The sequence below is a fragment of the Pseudoalteromonas sp. APC 3355 genome, from assembly GCF_030407615.1.
In the GTDB taxonomy this organism is placed as follows: domain Bacteria; phylum Pseudomonadota; class Gammaproteobacteria; order Enterobacterales; family Alteromonadaceae; genus Pseudoalteromonas; species Pseudoalteromonas distincta.
The window spans coordinates 184725-204504 of the sequence record NZ_JASDDB010000002.1 but is presented as its reverse complement, the minus strand read 5'-3'; the positions used below and the strand labels follow the sequence as shown (position 1 = coordinate 204504).

General features: G+C 39.6%; 19 protein-coding genes. 10 read left to right on the top strand and 9 right to left on the bottom strand.

The annotated features are described in order from the left end of the window. The first annotated feature begins 10 nt into the window (after positions 1 to 10). Positions 11 to 175 (top strand): hypothetical protein, encoded by a 165-nt coding sequence (locus QMA08_RS04210; protein ID WP_182769157.1) that lies wholly within the window; start codon positions 11 to 13, stop codon positions 173 to 175. A 5-nt stretch (positions 176 to 180) separates the two neighbouring features. On the opposite strand, the gene QMA08_RS04205 is transcribed toward QMA08_RS04210, so the two are convergent. Further along, entirely contained in the window at positions 181 to 1431 is a 1251-nt protein-coding gene (locus QMA08_RS04205; RefSeq protein WP_290173772.1) for a multifunctional CCA addition/repair protein, read from the bottom strand. A 132-nt stretch (positions 1432 to 1563) separates the two neighbouring features. On the opposite strand from QMA08_RS04205, the gene QMA08_RS04200 reads away from it, so the two are divergent. Next, on the top strand, positions 1564 to 1791 hold the full coding sequence (locus QMA08_RS04200; RefSeq protein WP_007581571.1) for a hypothetical protein: 228 nt from the start codon (positions 1564 to 1566) through the stop codon (positions 1789 to 1791). Positions 1792 to 1824: 33 nt separating this feature from the next. On the opposite strand, the gene QMA08_RS04195 is transcribed toward QMA08_RS04200, so the two are convergent. From QMA08_RS04195 to QMA08_RS04180, 4 genes are read right to left on the bottom strand one after another with little or no spacing between them, the layout of a single operon-like run. Continuing rightward, positions 1825 to 2325, bottom strand: coding sequence for a DUF1543 domain-containing protein (locus QMA08_RS04195; protein WP_290173771.1), 501 nt, complete (start codon positions 2323 to 2325; stop codon positions 1825 to 1827). Between the two features lie 8 nt (positions 2326 to 2333). Then, on the bottom strand, positions 2334 to 3683 hold the full coding sequence (locus QMA08_RS04190) for a sigma 54-interacting transcriptional regulator (protein ID WP_002961637.1): 1350 nt from the start codon (positions 3681 to 3683) through the stop codon (positions 2334 to 2336). A 2-nt stretch (positions 3684 to 3685) separates the two neighbouring features. After that, positions 3686 to 4231, bottom strand: coding sequence for a hypothetical protein (locus tag QMA08_RS04185; protein ID WP_290173770.1), 546 nt, complete (start codon positions 4229 to 4231; stop codon positions 3686 to 3688). A gap of 1 nt (position 4232) precedes the next feature. Beyond that, positions 4233 to 5690 (bottom strand): HAMP domain-containing sensor histidine kinase, encoded by a 1458-nt coding sequence (locus QMA08_RS04180; protein ID WP_290173769.1) that lies wholly within the window; start codon positions 5688 to 5690, stop codon positions 4233 to 4235. 330 nt (positions 5691 to 6020) lie between these two features. On the opposite strand from QMA08_RS04180, the gene QMA08_RS04175 reads away from it, so the two are divergent. The 5 genes from QMA08_RS04175 (at position 6021) to QMA08_RS04155 (ending at position 8990) form a co-directional block, all read left to right on the top strand. Beyond that, positions 6021 to 6254 carry an EF-hand domain-containing protein gene (locus QMA08_RS04175; RefSeq protein WP_290173768.1) on the top strand — a complete coding sequence of 78 codons (234 nt, stop codon included), beginning with the start codon at positions 6021 to 6023 and terminating at the stop codon, positions 6252 to 6254. A gap of 24 nt (positions 6255 to 6278) precedes the next feature. Then, entirely contained in the window at positions 6279 to 6506 is a 228-nt protein-coding gene (locus QMA08_RS04170) for a hypothetical protein (RefSeq protein ID WP_024597597.1), read from the top strand. 186 nt (positions 6507 to 6692) lie between these two features. Then, positions 6693 to 6929 carry an EF-hand domain-containing protein gene (locus QMA08_RS04165; protein ID WP_182732761.1) on the top strand — a complete coding sequence of 79 codons (237 nt, stop codon included), beginning with the start codon at positions 6693 to 6695 and terminating at the stop codon, positions 6927 to 6929. A gap of 9 nt (positions 6930 to 6938) precedes the next feature. Further along, a complete protein-coding gene (locus tag QMA08_RS04160; protein WP_002961647.1) occupies positions 6939 to 7175 on the top strand; it encodes a calcium-binding protein in 237 nt (78 codons plus the stop codon). A gap of 132 nt (positions 7176 to 7307) precedes the next feature. Further along, the gene (locus QMA08_RS04155) at positions 7308 to 8990 is read left to right on the top strand and encodes an amidohydrolase (protein ID WP_290173767.1); all 1683 of its coding nucleotides are present in this window, start codon (positions 7308 to 7310) and stop codon (positions 8988 to 8990) included. Positions 8991 to 9045: 55 nt separating this feature from the next. Here the strand turns inward: QMA08_RS04155 and QMA08_RS04150 are convergent, their stop codons facing one another. Next, positions 9046 to 9885, bottom strand: coding sequence for an HDOD domain-containing protein (locus tag QMA08_RS04150; protein WP_002961652.1), 840 nt, complete (start codon positions 9883 to 9885; stop codon positions 9046 to 9048). Positions 9886 to 10181: 296 nt separating this feature from the next. Here QMA08_RS04150 and QMA08_RS04145 point away from each other — a divergent pair, with 296 nt between their 5' ends. Next, positions 10182 to 11882 (top strand): Zn-dependent hydrolase, encoded by a 1701-nt coding sequence (locus tag QMA08_RS04145; RefSeq protein ID WP_039485046.1) that lies wholly within the window; start codon positions 10182 to 10184, stop codon positions 11880 to 11882. A gap of 41 nt (positions 11883 to 11923) precedes the next feature. Here the strand turns inward: QMA08_RS04145 and QMA08_RS04140 are convergent, their stop codons facing one another. Then, positions 11924 to 12328 (bottom strand): HIT family protein, encoded by a 405-nt coding sequence (locus QMA08_RS04140; protein WP_290173766.1) that lies wholly within the window; start codon positions 12326 to 12328, stop codon positions 11924 to 11926. 111 nt (positions 12329 to 12439) lie between these two features. On the opposite strand from QMA08_RS04140, the gene QMA08_RS04135 reads away from it, so the two are divergent. Continuing rightward, complete coding sequence (locus tag QMA08_RS04135) at positions 12440 to 14665, top strand: S9 family peptidase (protein ID WP_138488613.1); 2226 nt, start codon at positions 12440 to 12442, stop codon at positions 14663 to 14665. 142 nt (positions 14666 to 14807) lie between these two features. Continuing rightward, complete coding sequence (locus QMA08_RS04130; protein ID WP_149602193.1) at positions 14808 to 16445, top strand: methyl-accepting chemotaxis protein; 1638 nt, start codon at positions 14808 to 14810, stop codon at positions 16443 to 16445. A gap of 71 nt (positions 16446 to 16516) precedes the next feature. On the opposite strand, the gene QMA08_RS04125 is transcribed toward QMA08_RS04130, so the two are convergent. Together QMA08_RS04125 and dinB are read right to left on the bottom strand one after the other, a co-directional pair. Beyond that, positions 16517 to 18037, bottom strand: a complete 1521-nt coding sequence (locus tag QMA08_RS04125) for a leucyl aminopeptidase family protein (RefSeq protein WP_039485056.1) — start codon at positions 18035 to 18037, stop codon at positions 16517 to 16519. Between the two features lie 129 nt (positions 18038 to 18166). After that, positions 18167 to 19219 (bottom strand): DNA polymerase IV, encoded by a 1053-nt coding sequence (gene dinB / locus QMA08_RS04120; RefSeq protein ID WP_039485058.1) that lies wholly within the window; start codon positions 19217 to 19219, stop codon positions 18167 to 18169. Positions 19220 to 19780: the final 561 nt, after the last annotated feature.

Below are 19780 nucleotides of genomic sequence, written 5' to 3'. Positions count from 1 at the left end.
AGGAATACTCATGAAACCATCACTAGAGCGTGAAGAACTAGACTTTATTTTTGACTTATACAGGCCCTCAAAAAAGCCCAAGTCTGAAGAGATAAAACCAAAAAACACCAATTACAAAGAGCTAAGAAAGCACGACGCGACTAAAAACCAAGGCGTATCGCACTACTTAGTCTAATTTTATTACGCTTGGGACTTCTCATGTTCTAAAAATGCTTTAATGCAGTTTATTTCTGCAAGTTTTACTTCTTCGCCTATTTCAGGGCCTTTTTTGCCATTTTTAAGTGCATCTTGCACTACTTGTTTCTTATCCATTTTTTGCAGTTCAGTATGAATTGCTCGCAGTTTAGTTGCTTGCGGGTATGGCTTATCTACCAGTGTTTCACCACGCCCTTGTGCATCGCATTGGCATGCTTGGGTAAACGCTATAAAACGTTCTGGGTGTACCAACGCATTTAAGTTAGTCACTATTAGCTTGTGAATGGTTTGCGGCCTTAACTGATCAATTGTATGGCAAAGGGTGTGATTATCACTGGTGAGTACACCAACATCGCGAAAACGGTTAGGTACTTTTAAGCGCTCACAAAACTTTTCAATAACGGCAACGCCTTCGCGTTCGTGTCCACGTAGGTTTCCATACTTTTTAAAACTAAGCGCTTTTCCAAAATCATGGGTAAGTGCAGCAAAGCGTGCTTCTAAGTTAAAATTTAAATCGGCTGCACGCCTAAGTACCAACATAGTATGCACAAATACATCCCCTTCAGGATGATGGTTTGCCGGTTGCTGTACATTAACCATGCGCTCAAGTTCTGGAAAAACACCTAAACCTTGCAGTGCTTCAAAATAAAGCTCAGGGTGCTTTTCACCCAGTGCTTTTTCGGTTTCAAGCCACACGCGCTCAGGTACTAAATGATTTAGCTCACCTTTATTTTTAAGCTCGCGCATTAATGCATAGGTACTTGGGTGAATACGCCAATCGCTGCCATAGCGCGCTAAAAAACGGGCAATACGCAGTACTCGAACAGGGTCTTCTACAAATGCCTCAGTGGTGTGGCGCAGTGTTTTATTTTGTAAGTCAGTTTGGCCATTAAACGGGTCAATAATATTACCGTGTTCATCAAGCGCCATTGAATTTATGGTTAAATCGCGCCTTGCTAAATCTTCTTCTAGCGTAACGGTTGGGCTGGCATCAACCACAAAGCCAGTATAGCCTTTGCCACTTTTACGCTCTGTGCGTCCTAGTGCGTATTCTTCTTTTGTTTTTGGGTGTAAGTAAACCGGAAAGTCGCTACCTATTGGCACAAAACCAAGCGATTCCATCGTTTTTGGTGTTTCCCCAATCACTACATAGTCGTTATCTTTTGATTTTATATTTAGCAGTTTGTCGCGCACTGCACCGCCAACGAGGTAAACTTGTTTTAAGTTACTTTTCACTTTATTCCCAATAACACTTGCCCAATTGTTTGACGCTAATCATATCATTAATTAAAAAATTCTGCGGTATTTGCCAAGCTTAAGTAAGCTCATTACAATGGCGCATTATTTTTAGCTATAGCCTCATAATTAATGAAAAACCATTCATCAAAAAAAGAACTCATGTTACTACCCATTTTATTAGTGGTTATTTTGATGTGTGTGGCGGGTCACTTTTTACTACAAGCAAATTTTCAAGACAGTAATGTGGTTGAATACATGTTGGCAGCACTGCCGTTTGCTATGTTTGGGTTGGTTATTGTGGCGTTTAAAATGGCGGCTAAAAGCGAAAAAGATGAGCAAAACGAGCAGGATTCTTAATCCTGCTTTATATTTTTAGAGCGCTCTATTTATTTAAAGTACGTGGTACCCAAACCAATCTGGTTTAATTGCTTGAGCTTGCCCACTAGACGTGAGCTTAATGTTTAGCTGGCTGTCGAGTAAATCAATGGCAAAGCAATCGTCCACATCATGTAAATCATCTTTATGAATATGACTAAGCCCTGCGAGCAAATCGTTTTTAGCGCGCTCTTTAGCTTCATGGCTACTGCTTGCAACATACAGCGCAAAGTCATGTTGTTCAGCCATGGAATCACTTCTGTAAGCGCCTAAATTTACAAAATAGAGTTGTTTATTTTGCTCCACATAGCTATCAACAACTTCTACTTTAAAGCCATCAATATGATTAATTGCCATGTAGCTATCCATGTGAACACTACTTCTGTCGCCTACCCATTGGCTTTTTAACTTTGAGTAGGTTTGCTCTATATTCTCCCCTACTACAAAGCGAATATCGTGCATTTCAATATGGCAACCTTGAATCCGGCCACCTAAATACACCATAAATAACTGCATGCTTTTCCTTAACCTAAATTATCAACATCAATATTATGCTTTTTAATCAACTTATAAAAATCTGAGCGATTGCGCTTGGCAAGCTTAGCGCCTTCAGCTACGTTACCACCTGCCATTTTTAAAGTGTTAATTACATAGTCGCGCTCAAACTCTTTTTTAGCGTCGTTTAGTGATAATGGTTCTACGTTTGTTTCGTTACTATTTAGCGCAGCTAACACTAAATGCTCTGAAATAACATCGCTCGGTGTTAATGCTACAACTTGCTCTACTACGTTTTGTAATTGGCGGATATTACCTGGCCAGTCGTAACGTACAAGTGCATGCATAGCATCGCTTGCAAAGTGTTTTTCATTTTGGTTCATGCGCTTAGCAATGCTTGCACTGAAGTGCTGTGCTAATAAACTTATATCTTCGCGGCGCTCACACAGTGGCGGTAACTTTAAATTAACTACGTTTAAGCGATAGTATAAATCTTCTCTAAATTGCTGGTTTAAAATAGCTTCAGGAAGATTTTTATGTGTTGCCGACACTATGCGTACATCAATTGCTATCTCTTCTTGAAAACCTACTGGGCGAATTGTTTTTTCTTGTAATACGCGCAGTAACTTAACCTGTAAGTTAAGCGGCATATCGCCAATTTCGTCTAAAAATAACGTGCCACCCTGTGCTTGTTGAAACAAACCTTGGTGATCTTTAATTGCACCCGTAAACGAGCCTTTTTTATGACCAAATAATTCAGACTCTAAAAGCTCCCCAGGTACAGCGCCGCAGTTAATTGCAACAAAAGGGCCACTGCTTACATGGCTATGCTGATGAATCGCCTGTGCGAGTAGCTCTTTACCAGTACCACTAGCCCCCGAAATAAGTACATTAACTTGCGTTGGCCCAAGTAGTTTTACTTGCTCTAACAAGTGCAGCATTGCACCACTGCGCGTAACTATATTACTTTTAGGTGCAGCTTCATCGGCGTTAACACCATGAATTTCTATCGCTTTAGCAAGGCTGTCAAATAGCTCATCTTTATCCACTGGTTTAGTTATAAATGCAAAAATGCCCTGCTTAGTTGCCTCTACGGCATCAGGAATTGAGCCGTGCGCTGTCATCATAATGACAGGTAATGCAGGGTAGCGGCTTTGCAGCTGACGATGCAGTGCCATACCATCCATTTCATCCATGCGTAAGTCGGTTATAACGGCATCAAACACTTGGCTTTTAAGTATTTGTAGTGCAGTTAAGCCGCTTTCGCAGGTTGTTACTTCGTATCCTTTTGATTCAATACGAATAGCGAGCAGTTTTAATAAGCTAGCGTCGTCATCTACGAGTAATACTTTTGCACCTTGTACTTTAGTTGCGGCCATCGTTACTGCTCCTTCGTTTCTTCTCGTAGTAAAAGTTGCTGCTCAATCGTTGCTAACGATGAGAGGGTTTCTTGCATTTTATTATTAAGTGCTTGCTGCTCTTTTTTAGCATTTATTTGCATAGTTACTTGCTGCTTTTGAAGCCATAAATATTGCTTTATGTCATCAGGCCAAAAGTAAGCAAGATCGAGTTTTAGCAACTGAGTCATTACCGTATTTGGATCATCATTTATGTTTAAGCACATGAACTTAAAAAAGCGTTTAAGCTCGTTTTCGCCTGTAAAAACATCTTTGCTAGGTACCAATTTAAATCCGCCACACTGATTAGCGTGCCATGCAATAACCTGCTCTGCAGGAGGATAGCTTGGTTCAATTTTTGGTCTAGGTTTTGGACTAGGGTTACTGTTTTTGTCGGTCGTTTTTTTTGTATCGACCACAGGTGCAGGTGTAATTGACACACGCTCTTCTTGCCCATTATTAATTTCACAACCTGATATAACCATGCTGCTACTGAGCACACATAAAATAGCGATTAAACGCAAGCGCATGTTAATTAACTCCTAGATTTTTTGTTATGGGAATTTTAATTGAAAACCGGCAACCATGTGGCTCGTTATGCTCAACACTAAGTGTACCTCTTAGCTGTTCAACAGACTCTTTTACAATAGTTAAACCCAGTCCACTGCCTTGCAGCGTAACATTTTTACTGTGTTTACCTTGATAAAATGCGCTGAAAATTTGAGTTTTTTCTTGCTCTTTAATACCGCACCCTTTATCAAGTACAACGATACAAAGCTGGTTTTGCTCAAGCGCTAAATTAATAGTAACGCTTTGCTTATCTTCTGAAAATTTTAAGCCATTTGAAATAAGCTGAATTAAAATCATCTCAATAAGCTCACTAGGTAAAGCAAGCGGTTTGTTAGGTAAAGTATTTTGCCACTGCAGAGCTTGCTGACGCGCAGTTAAGCGATGTTCAAAATGGCTATTAATTTTATTAATAAGAAGACTAAATTCAACTTCGCTTAAGCTGTCTTTACTGGTGCGAATCGCATTATAACTCAGCAAACTGTCAATCATTGTACGAAGGCGCACCATAGATTGGCTAATGAGCTCAAGCACTGCTTTTTGCTCAGCAGTAATTGGACCTACTATTTCATCAGTTAATAAATCAGTGCCTTCGACCATTGAAGCAAGCGGCGTTTTTAGCTCATGAGTTACATGGCGTAAAAAAGTATCTTTTTGCTGCTCAAGCATATGAAGCTGCTCTTGTACCCATTGGAGCTTTTCTCCTAGCTCAACAAGCTCAGCTGAACCTTTCACAGATATTTTTTGCTGCCAATGCCCCTGCCCAAGCTTATCAATAACCGTAGTTAACCCTTTTAGCCGCCCACTTATGCGCCATAAAAAACCTCCCCCAACAATTAAAGTCAGTGGAATAAGTGCCACCAGCCAGTTTATAAATGACGCTTGCAGGCTTGTAAGCTCATTTTGGTTATTGGTAATTTGCGCTTCGTTTTTATCACGTAACCATAAAGTAAGCTCAGCAATTAAATCGCTCACTGGCACAAATAGCTCAGCTTGTTGTTGTTTTTGCTCAACGAGTTTTACATGCGCGGTTTGTAAGGTGGTATATAAGCGTTGCCATTGGTGAATATACTCTTTATTCGTGTTTACAAATTTGAGTTCATCAATGCTTTGTAGGGATGATTGCCATTTATCGACAATGAGCTTATCAAGCGATTCACTTTTTAATACCCAGTTTTGCCTAGTGGCGCGCTCAAGGCTGTTGAGCTCTTGCTTTAAAGTGTTAAACGATTTGGTAATTTGGTAGTTGCTACTCACAATACTTTGAGTAACCGCTAATTGCTTATTAAGCGCATTTAAAAATACGATCACCACTATAGAAAGCGGAAGTAGCGAAAGCAGCATACTCATTGCAAATTGCCCAATTAAATTAGACCGCCAGTTAAGCATTGCATGGTATTTTTTAGCTATGGTTGCTGGCATTTCGTTTAGTCCTTTTAAGTTAAGCGCTCTATTATTAAGTGCTTACCTTATACACTAGCTGAACCAGCAATTATATTTAATACGATTAACAGCCAGCACTATAAAACAATGTGTCGCCAAATAGAGACAGCGTAACTCGTTGATTTTAATAAACTCCCTTTCAACCTCACTAAATAGTGTTGCAAAAGGCGCACAAAAATTACAATAAACCCAGTAAAAACTTCTCACTGGCTTAAAGCAAAAACAATAACCATTTGAAAAATAACAACAATTATTATTGGCACCATTTTTGTAATAGGAGTAATAACTTTAATCAATAAGGAAATAATTATGAACAAACGCATTTTAGTAATTTCATCATTACTGGCTTTAGGCTTTTTAGGCCCTAATGCACACGCAATGGACGTTCACGCGACTTTTAACGAACTTGATAAAGACAGTAACGGCACATTAAGTGAAGCCGAAGCAGGTGAAGATGCTGTCTTACACGAGAATTTTTCTCAAATTGATACTAATCAAGATGGGCAATTGTCGCTAGATGAATTCAAAAAATTTATTCAATAAACTCATTTAATAAGGAACGTGATTATGAAACAACTTATAGCCGCTTTTTCATTAATGTTTTTAGCAATTAGTGCCACCGTAATTGCATCGCCAACAAATGTGCGTTTTGCCCACTTAGATAAAGACATGGACGGACAAATATCAATTGCAGAAGCAAAGGAAGACAAGGAAGTAATGAGACAATTTGCCGACTTAGATGAAGACGGTGATGAAAAAGTCTCAAAAAAAGAATTTGAAAGCTTTAAACCTTAATGAGTAATTACTGATTAAGCTTTACTTAAGCTTGTTATAGGTAAACTGGAATTAAAAGCATTTGCCATAATCCCTGAGGGAGTGTGTAAAAGGATTTAATGTTGGGAGTTAAATTACGGCAAGTGCTTTTTCCTTTTTCCTTTTTTTTAGCCATAAACTTTAAATACATCTTTTGGAAGGAACACCATGAAGATACTTCCCCTTGTTATAAGCATCTTAATGCTATTAAGCTTTGATGCCGCTGCACTTGATGTAAAGCAACGCTTTGATCACCTCGATAGCGACAAAAGTGGCTATTTAACGCATGACGAACTTGATCCCCAACCACAACTATTAAACACATTTGTAAAATGGGACAAAAACCAAGATAACCAAATTTCGTTAATCGAATTTAAAAATTACCTTACCAATAACCTCTACTGAGTATTTTTCATGAAAAAAACAAGCTATATAGCGCTTTTTGCGTTTAGTATTTTTAGCACATTAGGCTTTGCTGCAAGCAACAATGTTGCAGAGCAATTTGAAAAACTTGATAGAAACCAGGATGGTTTTTTAACACGTTCAGAAACCGCTGTAGACCCCGCTTTGTGGTCTCGGTTTTCAAGCTACGATCAAGACAAAGATGGTAAACTAACGCTAAGTGAATACAGTTTATACGCTAGTAAATAAACCCTTTCAAAAGCTAGATATTTTATGTTCTAGCTTTACTGCTTTTTTCTTCATCATAATTTGTCTCACATATTGGTATTATAAAGTTGGGTTTGCTAGTGTTAACGCACTAACAATAAAAAATAATGCCTTATGCCGCTCAAAAAAATAATCAAACCACTCATACTAGCCAGCCTTTGCGCTAGTTCTAGTTACACTTTTGCACAAACAAAAGTAATTTATAACGCCAATGGTTATACCCCTTTATATCAAGGTGAAGTACAGCAATTTACTACCCTCGTTATTAAAAATGGCAAGGTAGTAAAACTAGGTAGCGATACACTTAAAGATAGCTACCCAGATGCCAAGCTAATTGATGCGCACGGTAATACCTTATTACCTGGCTTAATTGATGCTCATGGGCACGTTATTGGCCTAGGAGATAATTTATCGCAACTTGACGTACGCGGCGCAACATCGGTTGATGAAGTAACGAATAAACTAAAAGTATTTGCCGATAACAAACAAGGTTGGATTATAGGACGAGGCTGGAACCAAGAGCTTTGGGCTGATACACGCTTTCCTACGGCTAAAGATTTAGACAAAGTAGTTAACGATCGACCTGTGGTGCTTTCTCGAGTTGATAGCCACGCCATTTGGGTTAATTCAAAAGCGCTCGAACTTGCAGGTATTACCGCCCAAACAAAAGCGCCCGAAGGCGGTGAGATAATTAAAGACGAATTTGGCAATCCTACGGGTATTTTTGTAGACAAAGCAGAATCGCTAATTACCCAGCATATGCCAGCCCCTTCTAAACAAGATATAAGTGACTCACTAGATGCAGCAGGTAAACATTTATTAAGTTTAGGCATTACCTCTACTCACGATGCAGGTATTGATAAAACCACATGGGAGGTTTATAAAGAGCGCGGCGACCTTGGTAATTTACCGCTACGTATTGTGGCAATGTTAAGTGGTGCAAGCCCTGATTTAGACACAATGTTAAAGGCAGGCCGATACCACGACAAAAATGACTTTATGGAAATTCGCAGTGTTAAAGTTTACGCCGATGGCGCACTGGGCTCTCGTGGTGCAGCACTTATTGAAGAATATGCAGACAGACCTGGTCACCATGGTTTAATGCTTGAAACACAAGAGAAACTCGAAGCACTCTTTACACAAAGCTTTAAAAGCGGCTTTAGCGCAAATACTCACGCCATTGGCGACAAAGCAAATAAAGTAGTACTTGATGCCTATCAAAATGTGTTTAAAAAAACGGGCGGTATATTACTACGAAACCGAATAGAGCACGCCCAAATTGTAACCCCTGATGATATCCCTCGCTTTAAAGCGTTAAAAATAATCCCTTCAATGCAGCCGGTGCATGCCACTTCAGATATGCATATGGCAGAGCAGCGTTTAACTGAAAAACAACTAAGCGGCGCCTACGCGTGGCAAACATTTTTACAGCAAGGTTCGGTTGTTGCTGCGGGCTCTGATTACCCTGTAGAGCTTGCAAATCCATTTGATGGTTTGTATTCAGCCATTACACGCATGGACCATAACAAACTACCGGAAAACGGCTGGCGCGCAAGTGAAGTACTAAGCCGCGAAGATGCATTGCGTGCATTTACTCTTGGTGGCGCCTATGCAGCTCATCAAGAATTTAAGGTGGGTAGTTTAGAAAAAGGTAAATGGGCCGACTTTATTTTAATTGATAAAGACTACTTTAAAGTGCCTGTTGACGAGATATACAAAACAAACGTACTGCAAACATGGGTAGCAGGAATAAAGCGATACGAAAAAACTAAGACAGAAAATACCACCGAAAAATAAAACTAAAAAAGGGTTAACGCAAGTTAACCCTTTTTGTTTGTGTAGGAAGGCACTTTTAGCTAAACATGTTTTTCACATCTTTTAGCATGTCGTTGTACTCATCACTTGTGAATAGCTGCATAGACGGTATAACGCCTTTGTCTATATACGTTTGCAGCGCTGCAGACTTATCAGAAACCTGTAATGTGCCCTCTAAAATAGCCCCTACTCGAATAAAATCCACGTAACTAACTTTTTCAGGTTTGTAACTTGGGTCAGCCCAGCTCTGAGCTACATCAACAAACTCTTTAGGGAATTCCCACGCTTGCATAATAGATGAGCCAATTTTTCCACTCAGCTTTTGAATTGCATGAGCCAAAAAGCTTGGATTAGCAAATACCTCTGGGTGGCGCTCGGCTTCGGTTAAAATTGGTAATACACCAATATTATAAACAAGTGCGGCGAGTGTAATAGAATCACGGTTTAGTGACGTGTGCTTACTATTTTTTAAATAAAACTCCATGAGTGATATTGAATGGCTAGCAACGGTTAATGTTTTTTGCCATGCCTTACCCATGTAGCCTTTAATTAGCTCATTATTTGATACAAATAATTGTTCCATAGCCATAGCTGTAGCAATGTTTTTAATTTGACGTAATCCAATACGAGTCACTGCTTGTTGTAAATTAGATACTTTTACAGAACGTCCCATAATCGCACTATTAGCTACTTTTATCATACGAGCTGAAAGCGCTGGATCTTGTGAGATTACATCTGACATTTGGATTAAATTCACATCTGGGTTATCTGCAGCTTGGCGAACCTTAATCGCTACTTCAGGTAGCGTTGGTAAAACCAACGTATCGTTATTTATTCTATCGACTAGAATCGTTAATAAAGCGTTTTCTGTAGACATAAAGCTGCCATCCTTTTGTGTTCAGCCTGTAAAGTAACTGCAAACTCAGGCAGTTAATTTTCGTATTAGTAATATAATTAGTATTGTCTAACTTACCGATAAAGTTAAGAAAATTATAGAAGTTTATTTTTATTTATAATGCTTTACCGCTCATGCTTGCCTTACAACGCCAAATACTTGCTATTTACCATTTAGTTTTGCTTTAATGCACTCACAATAAGGAAGCGTTTGTACATACTTAATATTTTAACTAAAGCAGTACAAATTATTAAACTTACTTTTTAACAGGCAATATAATGATCTTAAATAAAATTAGCCAAGCAATTATGCTCTCTGGTGTTGTTTTTCTTAGCGCATGTTCTGAACAAGCGCCGTCTTCTACCGACAACACAGCCGTAGAGCTTGCTCAAAAAAGCAGTGCACAGTCAGGCCCTAAGCTTATTAATGCAGATAAACAACGTTTAGATATTTACACCGACTTTAGCTTACAAAGTGATTTATCGCACTTAAGCGATAATCAACGAGCAATGGTTGCAAAGCTTATTGACGCTTCAAAAATAATGGATGAGTTATTTTGGAAGCAAGCATTTGGTGAAAATAAAGATGCTTTTTTAGCAAAACTAAACGATGAAAAAGTACGTAAATTTGCTGATATTAACTATGGTCCATGGGATCGTTTAAATGGTGATGAAGCATTTTTATCCAGCTATAAAGAAAAGCCACTTGGTGCACAGTTTTACCCTGCTGATATAACCAAAGAAGAGTTAAACAATGCAGACGTTGAAGATAAAACAGGGCTTTATTCTGTAATTAAGCGTGATGAGCAAGGTAAGCTTTACAGCGTGCCTTATTCAAAAGAATATGCTGATGAGCTTGCAAAAGCCGCTGATATTTTACGTGAAGCAAGCAAACTTGCTGACGATAAAGAATTTGCTAACTATCTAAACTTGCGTGCCGATGCTCTACAAAAAGATGACTTCCAAGTATCTGACTTTGCTTGGATGGATATGAAAAATAACCCAGTAGATGTGGTTATTGGTCCAATTGAAACTTATGAAGATCAATTATTTGGTTACCGCGCAGCTTATGAATCTTACGTACTTATTAAAGATTTAAAATGGAGCGAACGCTTAGCTAAGTTTGCAGCATTTTTACCTGAGCTTCAAAAAGGCTTACCTGTAGATGCTAAGTACAAACAAGAAGTACCAGGCTCTGACGCCGACCTAAATGCATATGATGTTGTTTACTACGCTGGGCATTCAAACGCGGGTAGTAAAACAATTGCAATTAACTTACCAAACGATGAGCAAGTACAGCTCGAAAAAGGAACTCGTCGTCTGCAACTTAAAAACGCAATGCGTGCTAAATTTGATAAAATTTTAGTGCCAATTTCAGAGCAGTTAATTGTACCAGAGCAGCGTAAACACATTACTTTTGACGCATTTTTTGCCAATACGATGTTCCATGAAGTGGCTCACGGTTTAGGTATTAAAAATACAATCACAGGTAAAGGTACTGTTCGTCAATCATTACAAGAACACGCAAGTGCCCTTGAAGAAGGTAAAGCCGATATTTTAGGGCTATACATGATTGAACAGTTACTTAAAAAAGGCGAAATTACTGAAGGCACTATTGAAGATTATTACACCACCTTCATGGCAGGTATATTCCGCTCAGTTCGTTTTGGCGCATCAAGCGCGCATGGTAAAGCAAATATGATCCGCTTTAACTTTTTTGCTCAAGAAGGTGCTTTTTCTAAAAATGAAGAAGGCTTATACCGCGTTAATATGGAAAAAATGAGCATTGCAATGGCCAAGCTTTCTCGCTTAATTTTAACCTTACAAGGTGATGGCGATTACGAAAAAGTAGATCAACTAATTGCAACGCATGGCGACATTAAAGAAGAACTTGCTAAAGACTTAGAAAAACTAAGCAAAGCTAATATCCCTGTAGATGTAACATTTAAACAAGGTAAGGAAGTACTAGGGCTTAAATAAGTTTAATTAAACTTAGTTAAACCCTAAAAAAGCGTTGCAGCTTATAATTGCAGCGCTTTTTTTAGCTCTGTGATTTGTAGATCTGTATAAGGCACTGCTGGGTGTTTACCCCATATTGGCGCAGGCCATGCAGCATCACTCGTAAAACGCGCAATATGATGAATATGTAATTGCGGTACCATATTACCTAAAGCCGCTATGTTTAATTTATCAGGTTTAAATACATCCATTAATAATTTACTTAGCTTGGCTGACTCTTTTAAATAAACCATTTGATCATCCTCAGATAAATCAATTATCTCTTTTAAGTTAGCCTGCCTAGGCACTAATACAAACCACGGATACAAGCTGTCGTTCAATAAAAGTACTTTACACAACGGCCAATCGGCAAGTTCTATACAGTCGCGTTTAAGTTCTGGCGCTAGTTTAAATTCAGGGTGAGTCATTGCTATGTCCTACTTTGTCTTTGATAATCGCCACTTTATAGCATTTAGTTGCAGTTGCACACGCTTGGCTTTACCATCAAAGCAATATTTATAATAAGCTAAGGCAACCTTGTGCTAAAAAAAATAAAACACCTCTCACTAGCTATACCGTTAATGGTTGGCGCTATTAGTGTTCAAGCAAAACCTTTATCGCTGGAGCGAATTTTTGACGATCCGAGCCTTTCTGGTAAATCACCTGTACAACTTAAATTTTCGCCTGACGGCAGCCGTGTAACTTACCTACAAGGCAAAAGCGATGACTACAACCGCTACGATTTATGGGAATACAATCTAAAAGATAACACCAACCGTGTGCTAGTTGATTCAGCAAAGTTATTTTCAGGCCCAGAAAACCTATCAGATGAAGAAAAAGCACGCCGCGAACGCCAACGTATTTTTGGTAAAGGCATACTTGAATACAAATGGTCTAAAGATGGCAAAGCACTTTTATTCCCACTCAATGGTGACCTTTATTATTACGATTTAGCCTCAGCTAAAAGTAAAAAACTAACCGACACTGAAGCATTTGAAACCGATGCACGCTTTTCACCTAAAGGTAACTACGTATCGTTTATTCGAGAGCAAAACCTTTATGCTTTAGAGCTTGAGTCTGGTAAAGAGATTCAGCTTAGTAAAGATGGCGGCGGCGTAATTAAAAACGGCATGGCCGAATTTGTTGCTCAAGAAGAAATGAGCCGTATGACAGGTTACTGGTGGTCAGGTGATGAAACTAAAATTGCCTATACCCGCGTTGACGAAACCCCTGTAAAAGAAGCTATCCGTAACGAAATTTACGCTGACGAAGTTAAATTATTTAACCAGCGCTACCCGTTTACAGGTACCGATAATGTTAAAATTCAACTTGGTGTCGTTAAGCTAAACGACCAAAAAGTAGATTGGATTGATTTAGGTAAAGATGAAGACATTTACATTGCACGCGCAAAATGGCTAAAAGACGGCAATACACTGTCGTACCAATGGCAAAATCGCTCGCAACATAAATTAGAACTGCGTTTTTATAACAGCGAAACTAAAGCCCAAAAAGTAGCACTGACCGAAAACAGCGAAACGTGGATAAACCTACATTTTGATCTTGAGTTTTTAAAAGACAAAAAACACTTTGTATGGGCATCTGAGCGAGACGGCTTTAAACATTTATATCTGTATCGCACAAACGGTCAACTTGTTCGTCAAATCACCTCTGGTGATTGGGCTGTTGATAGCTTAAAAGGTATTGATGAGAAAAAAGGCATTGTTTACTTTGCCGGTCGAAAAGATACACCGCTTGAAAGCCATTTATACAGCGCGCCTTTATTTAAAAAAGGCGATGCCAAACGTATTACCGAAAAAGGTCAGTACCACAATGTTGTGCTAGCAAAAGACAATAAAACCTTTATCGATAATAGCTCGTCTGATAATAAACCAAACTCAGCAGCGCTTCGTAAAGTAAACGGCGAATTCATTACCTGGCTTGAAGAAAATAGGCTTGATAGTAACCATCCGCTTACCCCTTATTTAAGCGACTTAGCAAAACCAGAATACGGCACAATTAAAGCCGATGATGGCCAAGTTATGCATTACCGTTTATTTAAGCCTAGCAACATTGCTGATGGCAAAAAGCACCCTGTTATTGTTAACGTATACGGCGGCCCGCATGCTCAACGAGTGACGAATAGCTGGCGCAGTAAAAACTTGTACTTTCAGTACATGGCGCAACAAGGTTATGTAATTTTTCAACTGGATAACCGTGGTTCGTACAACCGTGGTAAAAAGTTTGAAGATGCTATTTATAAACATTTAGGTGTGGTTGAAGTTGCCGATCAAATTAAAGGCGTAGAGTTTTTACGTACACTTGATTACGTTGACCCACAACGCATCGGTGTTTATGGCCACAGCTACGGCGGCTACATGGCGCTTATGACAATGTTTAAAGCGGGCGATTACTTTCAAGCCGGCGTATCGGGTGCTCCCGTAACCGATTGGGCTCTATACGATACACATTACACAGAGCGTTATTTAGGTCACCCTGATACAAATGCTAAAGGCTATGAAGACAGCGCAGTATTTCCATATGCAGATGGCTTAAAAGGCCCATTAATGATTTACCATGGAATGGCTGATGACAACGTATTGTTTACACATTCAACTAAGTTATTTAAACAACTGCAAGATAACGAAAAACAGTTTGAAATGATGACCTACCCAGGCTCTAAGCACAGCCTACGCGGTAAACAAGTGCAAACACACTTACATCAAACAATTACAAACTTCTTTAATCGCCATTTTGACGTTAAATAAGAAAGTAAAGTAATAACAGACTAAAGGCTGATTGATAAATCAGCCTTTTTTTTGCATTAATAGGCGTTAAGCCTAGATTAAACTCTTTTTTTAGCTACGCTTATTCTATGCGCTAAAGCGCACACTTTTTGAGGATAAATGTATGCCTAATCTACGAAGTTTTAGTATATCCCAGCGTTTTTCACTGTTAATAGCCATCGTTATATTTGGACTAATAATACTTAGTATATCGAGCCTAACTCATCAATATAGTTCGCTAAAAGACGAGCAATACATAAAAACACAAAATGTAGTAGAAACGGCGTACAGTATAATCGAGCACTATTATGCGCTTGAACAAGATAACACTCTCACTCAACAACAAGCTCAATCACAAGCACTTAATGCAATAAGAGCACTACGCTACGACAAAACCAATTACTTTTGGATTAACGATTATCAGCCAACAATGGTTATGCACCCTATAAAACCTGCGCTTGATGGAAAAGATTTAACCAATAACAAAGACCCTGACGGCAAATCATTGTTTGTTGATATGGTAAATATAGTGAAAAAAGATGGCGAGGGCTTTATCCCTTATAAATGGCCAAAACCAGGTAAAGATAAACCGGTTGAAAAAATCGCATTTGTTAAAGGTTTTAATCAATGGCAGTGGATTATTGGCTCGGGTGTTTACCTTGATTCAATTGACGAAGCATTTAGCGAGCAACGTAATCTTATAGTCGTCAGTGCAATAATTATGATTATTGCTGTTATTTTACTTAGTTACTTTATAGGTAAGAGTATTTTAATACCGACTCGCTTAGCGGCCGATATGATGAAAGATATTTCACAAGGCGAAGGCGATTTAACCCGTAAATTAAATGAATCCGGTAATGATGAAATATCTGAACTATCACGCTCATTTAATTTATTTGCTCTAAAAATGCGAGAGTCACTTGTTCATGTAGCACAAAGTGCAAACGATGTAAGCGAACATGCGCATACAGTTGACGATTCAAGTAGAACAAGCCACTCATTTATTGAGCTTCAAAACGATAGTTCAACCCAAGTTGCAGCTGCCATGGAGCAAATGACTCACCAAATACACGATGTGAGCCGTAACGCTGAAGCCGCAGAGCAAGCAGCTAAGGATGCAGCACAAAACGCATCAACGGGTAAAAATGTGGTTGCGCAAACAATTACAGCAATAGAAACACTCTCAAGCAACATTGAAACAGTCAGCCGTGTAACAGAAGATTTAGCCAACGAGAGCCATAATATAGGCTCTGTGCTTGACGTAATAAGAAGTATATCGGAGCAGACAAACTTACTGGCATTAAACGCTGCCATTGAAGCTGCTCGCGCAGGAGAGCATGGTCGAGGATTTGCTGTTGTTGCTGATGAAGTAAGAACATTGGCCAGTCGTACAGGGCAAAGTACTGACGAAATTCAAACCATGATCACTAAACTACAAGAAGGTGCAAAAGCAGCAGTAGAAGCAGTTAAATCAAGCCAAGCACTTTCAGTTTCTACCGTAGAGCAGGCGTCATCAGCTAATACTTCACTTAATGAAATAGAGCGACTTGTTTCAATTATTACCGAAATGAACAGCCAAATAGCACGTGCCACAGAGCAACAAACGCAAGCTGCCGACGAGGTTAATTTGCGTATTAATGAGCTATCTCAATCAACTGAGCAATCATTAAATAATACTAAGCAGCTTACCGATGCCAGTGATAACCTTAAACAAAGTAGCGAAGGTCTTTCGAGCGTAGTTAATCGTTTTAAATTAGATTAATCGATAGCGTTCTCATAAAATGCAAAAGCCCTGAATTAACAGGGCTTTTTTATTACATGTAAGTTTTTAGCTTACAAACAATAACGTGCAAACAAGCTCGTTACTGATGCAGCTGTTGGCTTACCATGCTGCCAATCACCGCCTTCAACACCGCTACCTGCTATATCCATATGAACATAAGGTAGAGGCTGTGCAGAGTCGTTACCGTGCTTATCAAGCCCACCAACAATAGCCATAAACGCCATAGGGAACTGATGTCCACGAGCAGTAACGGCAGATGCTGCGTTATTGCTAGATAAAACATCGTCAGCTAGCGTACGTGGTTTAATAAAGTCGTAGTCTTCACGGCGTGAACGCGATACTTCAGCGCCATCGGCCCACAAATCTCCAAGGTCAGCTATTTGACGTGAGACACCAGCACTACGAGCTGGACCATTTTCAACATACGCACCGTAAGGACCCATTGCACGTGCCGCATGACCCGTTAATGTAGCTACAGTAAATAACGTTGGATTAATCTCACCTTTAGCTAAATCTTTCATTTCGCTAAGCAGGTCGCCCATTGCTAAACGCCCTTCTGCATCGGTATTACCAATACGTACACGAACACCTTCACGGCTAGTAATAATTTCATCTGGCACAAAACAATCTGAGCCAATAGAGTTGCGAACAACAGCTAAGTACGATACCACTTTAACGCCTTTAGGCTGATAATCAGCAACGGCTTTCATAAAGCCCGCAACAGAAGCTGCGCCGCCTTTATCACGACTCATGCCTGCCATATGGCCGCCTACTTTTAAATCTGCACCGCCTGTATCGTATACAAGGCCCTTACCTACAAACATAAGTGTGCGAGTAATTTCGCCCTCTGGTACATATTCAAGCTTAACAACACGTGGGTGATGGCGCTCAACTGCATACGATGCGCGAGCAACTGTACTTAGCATTGGGTAATTTTTATCAATAGCTGCAATATCATCAATTACGTCAACTGCAATGTTTGAGCCTTTAAACAATTCAACGCAGTAATCAGCAAAACGTGGAGGAGCCATACGCTCAGGTTCAGTACCACACAGGTCACGCGCTGCATATTGGCCAGCTGCAATTGCATTAACAGCTTTAATAGTTTGCTCGCTCGCGCCAACTAAACCAATCTGTGTAATAGGTTCAATGCTTTCACCGTGATATTCACGCGCTTCTAATGGCTGCCATAAGGCTTGGCAAGCGCCTAAATAAGCAACTTCTAAAGCATGCTGATAACGGCTATCGCCATTTAAATTTGGTAAAAATAATGCAGGGTTAACACTGCCCGACGCTTTTGCTTCGTTAATTGCTAATTTAGCAGCATCAAAATAACGACGCACGTCGTCGTAATCTCTATTTAACGGACCGGTTGGCGCAAGTACAACGCGCTTGTTTTCAATTACTAATAAAGTAACTTGCTTACCGATGCGAGAATCTACGTTTGCTTGAGCTAAAATAGCATCACGTAATGAGTTATTTGGTAACTGAGAAAAGTCATTACTAATAATAATAAGCGCATCATGAGATGTGCATTCAAGGCTTGCACTAACCGCTTGAGGGTATGCCATAAATAAGGTCCTGTTAGAAAACATAAGCCCCTATTATCGTCGATTTAAATATTGAAGACCAGCAAGGAGCGATGAGCTAATCACATAACCTGCCAATAAATGGCAACTTGGAGTTACAGGCTTTACAGCTTAATCGAGAATACTAAGTTGGAAGTTTTGCTCTGGCTCGTTTTTAATGCCAACGCCTATGCCAAGTAATCTTACAGGCTGTTGTAGCCCACGCTGGTAGGCCTTAGTAAGTAGTTGAACAAATATTTCTGTATTTAGCTCGTGATATACCTGATCGGCAGAGGTCACTACAAAATTTGCAAACTTCACCTTAACACTCAATTTATTAATACGGTTTTGTAACTGCTGTTTATTAAGCCTTAAAACTAATTCCTCTAACAACCTTGGCAGCTCATCTAAGCACTCTTGCAAACTTGTTTTGTTGTACTCGTAGGTATGTTCAACACTCAGCGATTTTCTTATACGATCTGTGGATACTTTACCAACATACTCACCTGCACATTTTTGATAAAGCGACACACCAAAATTACCCACATGTTGCTGCATCCAGTTAACGCCTTTTTCACGTACATCCTTGCCGGTATATAAGCCTTTTAAATTTAGCTTTTCGAGCGTTACTTTGCCCACTCCTGGAATTTTCCCCAGCGGTAATTGCGCTAAAAAGTCATCGACCTCATCAGGCAAAACGACAAATTGACCATTCGGTTTGTTTTCGTCACTGGCTATTTTGGCAATAAATTTAATCGGTGCAATACCTGCTGATGCAGTGAGCCCTGTAGCATTGTAAATATCGGCTCTTATTTGCTGTGCAATAAGTGTGGCACTGCCTTTACATGCGGTGCTGTCTGTTACATCTAGATAGGCTTCGTCTAAAGAAAGGGGTTCAATTAAGTCTGTGTAGCGGCTAAATACTTCACGTATTTGGTTTGAAGCTTCTTTGTATACAGCCATGCGCCCTGGGACAATAACTAAATCGGGGCATAATTGTTTAGCATGATAGTTCGACATAGCCGATCGTACGCCATACTCTCTAGCTATATAGTTAGCGGTTGAGAGCACGCCTCGTCGGCTATTGCCTCCAATAGCAAGCGGTACACATGCAAGTTTTGGATTATCTCGCATTTCTACTGCTGCATAAAAGCAATCCATGTCTATGTGAATAAACTTCTTCATCACCACAACAATAACTGGTTATTTATACAGTCATTATTATTGAATCACATGCGATAAGCAAGCCTAGGGCCTGTTTATCTTTCGAGGTTAAATTTGCAGCAGTATGTTTGGTATTTAGGCAAGGCAGAGCCTATGTAGTGTGGTTATTCCCCATAAATGGGCGATAACGTAGCACAAATGCCAAACATACGCTGCCCGAAGGGTTCTGCCTAGGGGCAATTTACTCTTTGTTGCCTACATGGATGTAGGTAAGGGGCGTGAGCAGGACGCGGAAGCTTTGCTCGGTTTTTTTACTTAGCCCACTAGGTCACAAACCTTGCGCCGCGATTAAATAGCCCCTAGATTGAACAAATTTTAATCCTGAAAGGTCAACAGGCCCTAGTTAACGATTAAAAAAAGTGTTTATTATCCTCCGTTCTCTTATAACCACGTAGCCAATACATAACCTCAAATAAAAATCCTGCCAACATTAAAATGATAGCGCCAGATTCATTCCCCATCGCGTAACAGGTAAAAGAAGCTATAAAAACCAAACAAGCTAAGGACCAATTAATTATATTC

Excerpts from the sequence above, each read along its gene's own strand:
- QMA08_RS04210 (WP_182769157.1), top strand. The coding sequence starts at position 11 with ATGAAACCATCACTAGAGCGTGAAGAACTAGACTTTATTTTTGACTTA.
- QMA08_RS04200 (WP_007581571.1), top strand. The coding sequence starts at position 1,564 with ATGAAAAACCATTCATCAAAAAAAGAACTCATGTTACTACCCATTTTA.
- QMA08_RS04195 (WP_290173771.1), bottom strand. The coding sequence starts at position 2,325 with ATGCAGTTATTTATGGTGTATTTAGGTGGCCGGATTCAAGGTTGCCAT.
- QMA08_RS04190 (WP_002961637.1), bottom strand. The coding sequence starts at position 3,683 with ATGGCCGCAACTAAAGTACAAGGTGCAAAAGTATTACTCGTAGATGAC.
- QMA08_RS04185 (WP_290173770.1), bottom strand. The coding sequence starts at position 4,231 with ATGCGCTTGCGTTTAATCGCTATTTTATGTGTGCTCAGTAGCAGCATG.
- QMA08_RS04180 (WP_290173769.1), bottom strand. The coding sequence starts at position 5,690 with ATGCCAGCAACCATAGCTAAAAAATACCATGCAATGCTTAACTGGCGG.
- QMA08_RS04175 (WP_290173768.1), top strand. The coding sequence starts at position 6,021 with ATGAACAAACGCATTTTAGTAATTTCATCATTACTGGCTTTAGGCTTT.
- QMA08_RS04170 (WP_024597597.1), top strand. The coding sequence starts at position 6,279 with ATGAAACAACTTATAGCCGCTTTTTCATTAATGTTTTTAGCAATTAGT.
- QMA08_RS04165 (WP_182732761.1), top strand. The coding sequence starts at position 6,693 with ATGAAGATACTTCCCCTTGTTATAAGCATCTTAATGCTATTAAGCTTT.
- QMA08_RS04160 (WP_002961647.1), top strand. The coding sequence starts at position 6,939 with ATGAAAAAAACAAGCTATATAGCGCTTTTTGCGTTTAGTATTTTTAGC.
- QMA08_RS04155 (WP_290173767.1), top strand. The coding sequence starts at position 7,308 with ATGCCGCTCAAAAAAATAATCAAACCACTCATACTAGCCAGCCTTTGC.
- QMA08_RS04150 (WP_002961652.1), bottom strand. The coding sequence starts at position 9,885 with ATGTCTACAGAAAACGCTTTATTAACGATTCTAGTCGATAGAATAAAT.
- QMA08_RS04145 (WP_039485046.1), top strand. The coding sequence starts at position 10,182 with ATGATCTTAAATAAAATTAGCCAAGCAATTATGCTCTCTGGTGTTGTT.
- QMA08_RS04140 (WP_290173766.1), bottom strand. The coding sequence starts at position 12,328 with ATGACTCACCCTGAATTTAAACTAGCGCCAGAACTTAAACGCGACTGT.
- QMA08_RS04130 (WP_149602193.1), top strand. The coding sequence starts at position 14,808 with ATGCCTAATCTACGAAGTTTTAGTATATCCCAGCGTTTTTCACTGTTA.
- QMA08_RS04125 (WP_039485056.1), bottom strand. The coding sequence starts at position 18,037 with ATGGCATACCCTCAAGCGGTTAGTGCAAGCCTTGAATGCACATCTCAT.
- dinB (WP_039485058.1), bottom strand. The coding sequence starts at position 19,219 with ATGAAGAAGTTTATTCACATAGACATGGATTGCTTTTATGCAGCAGTA.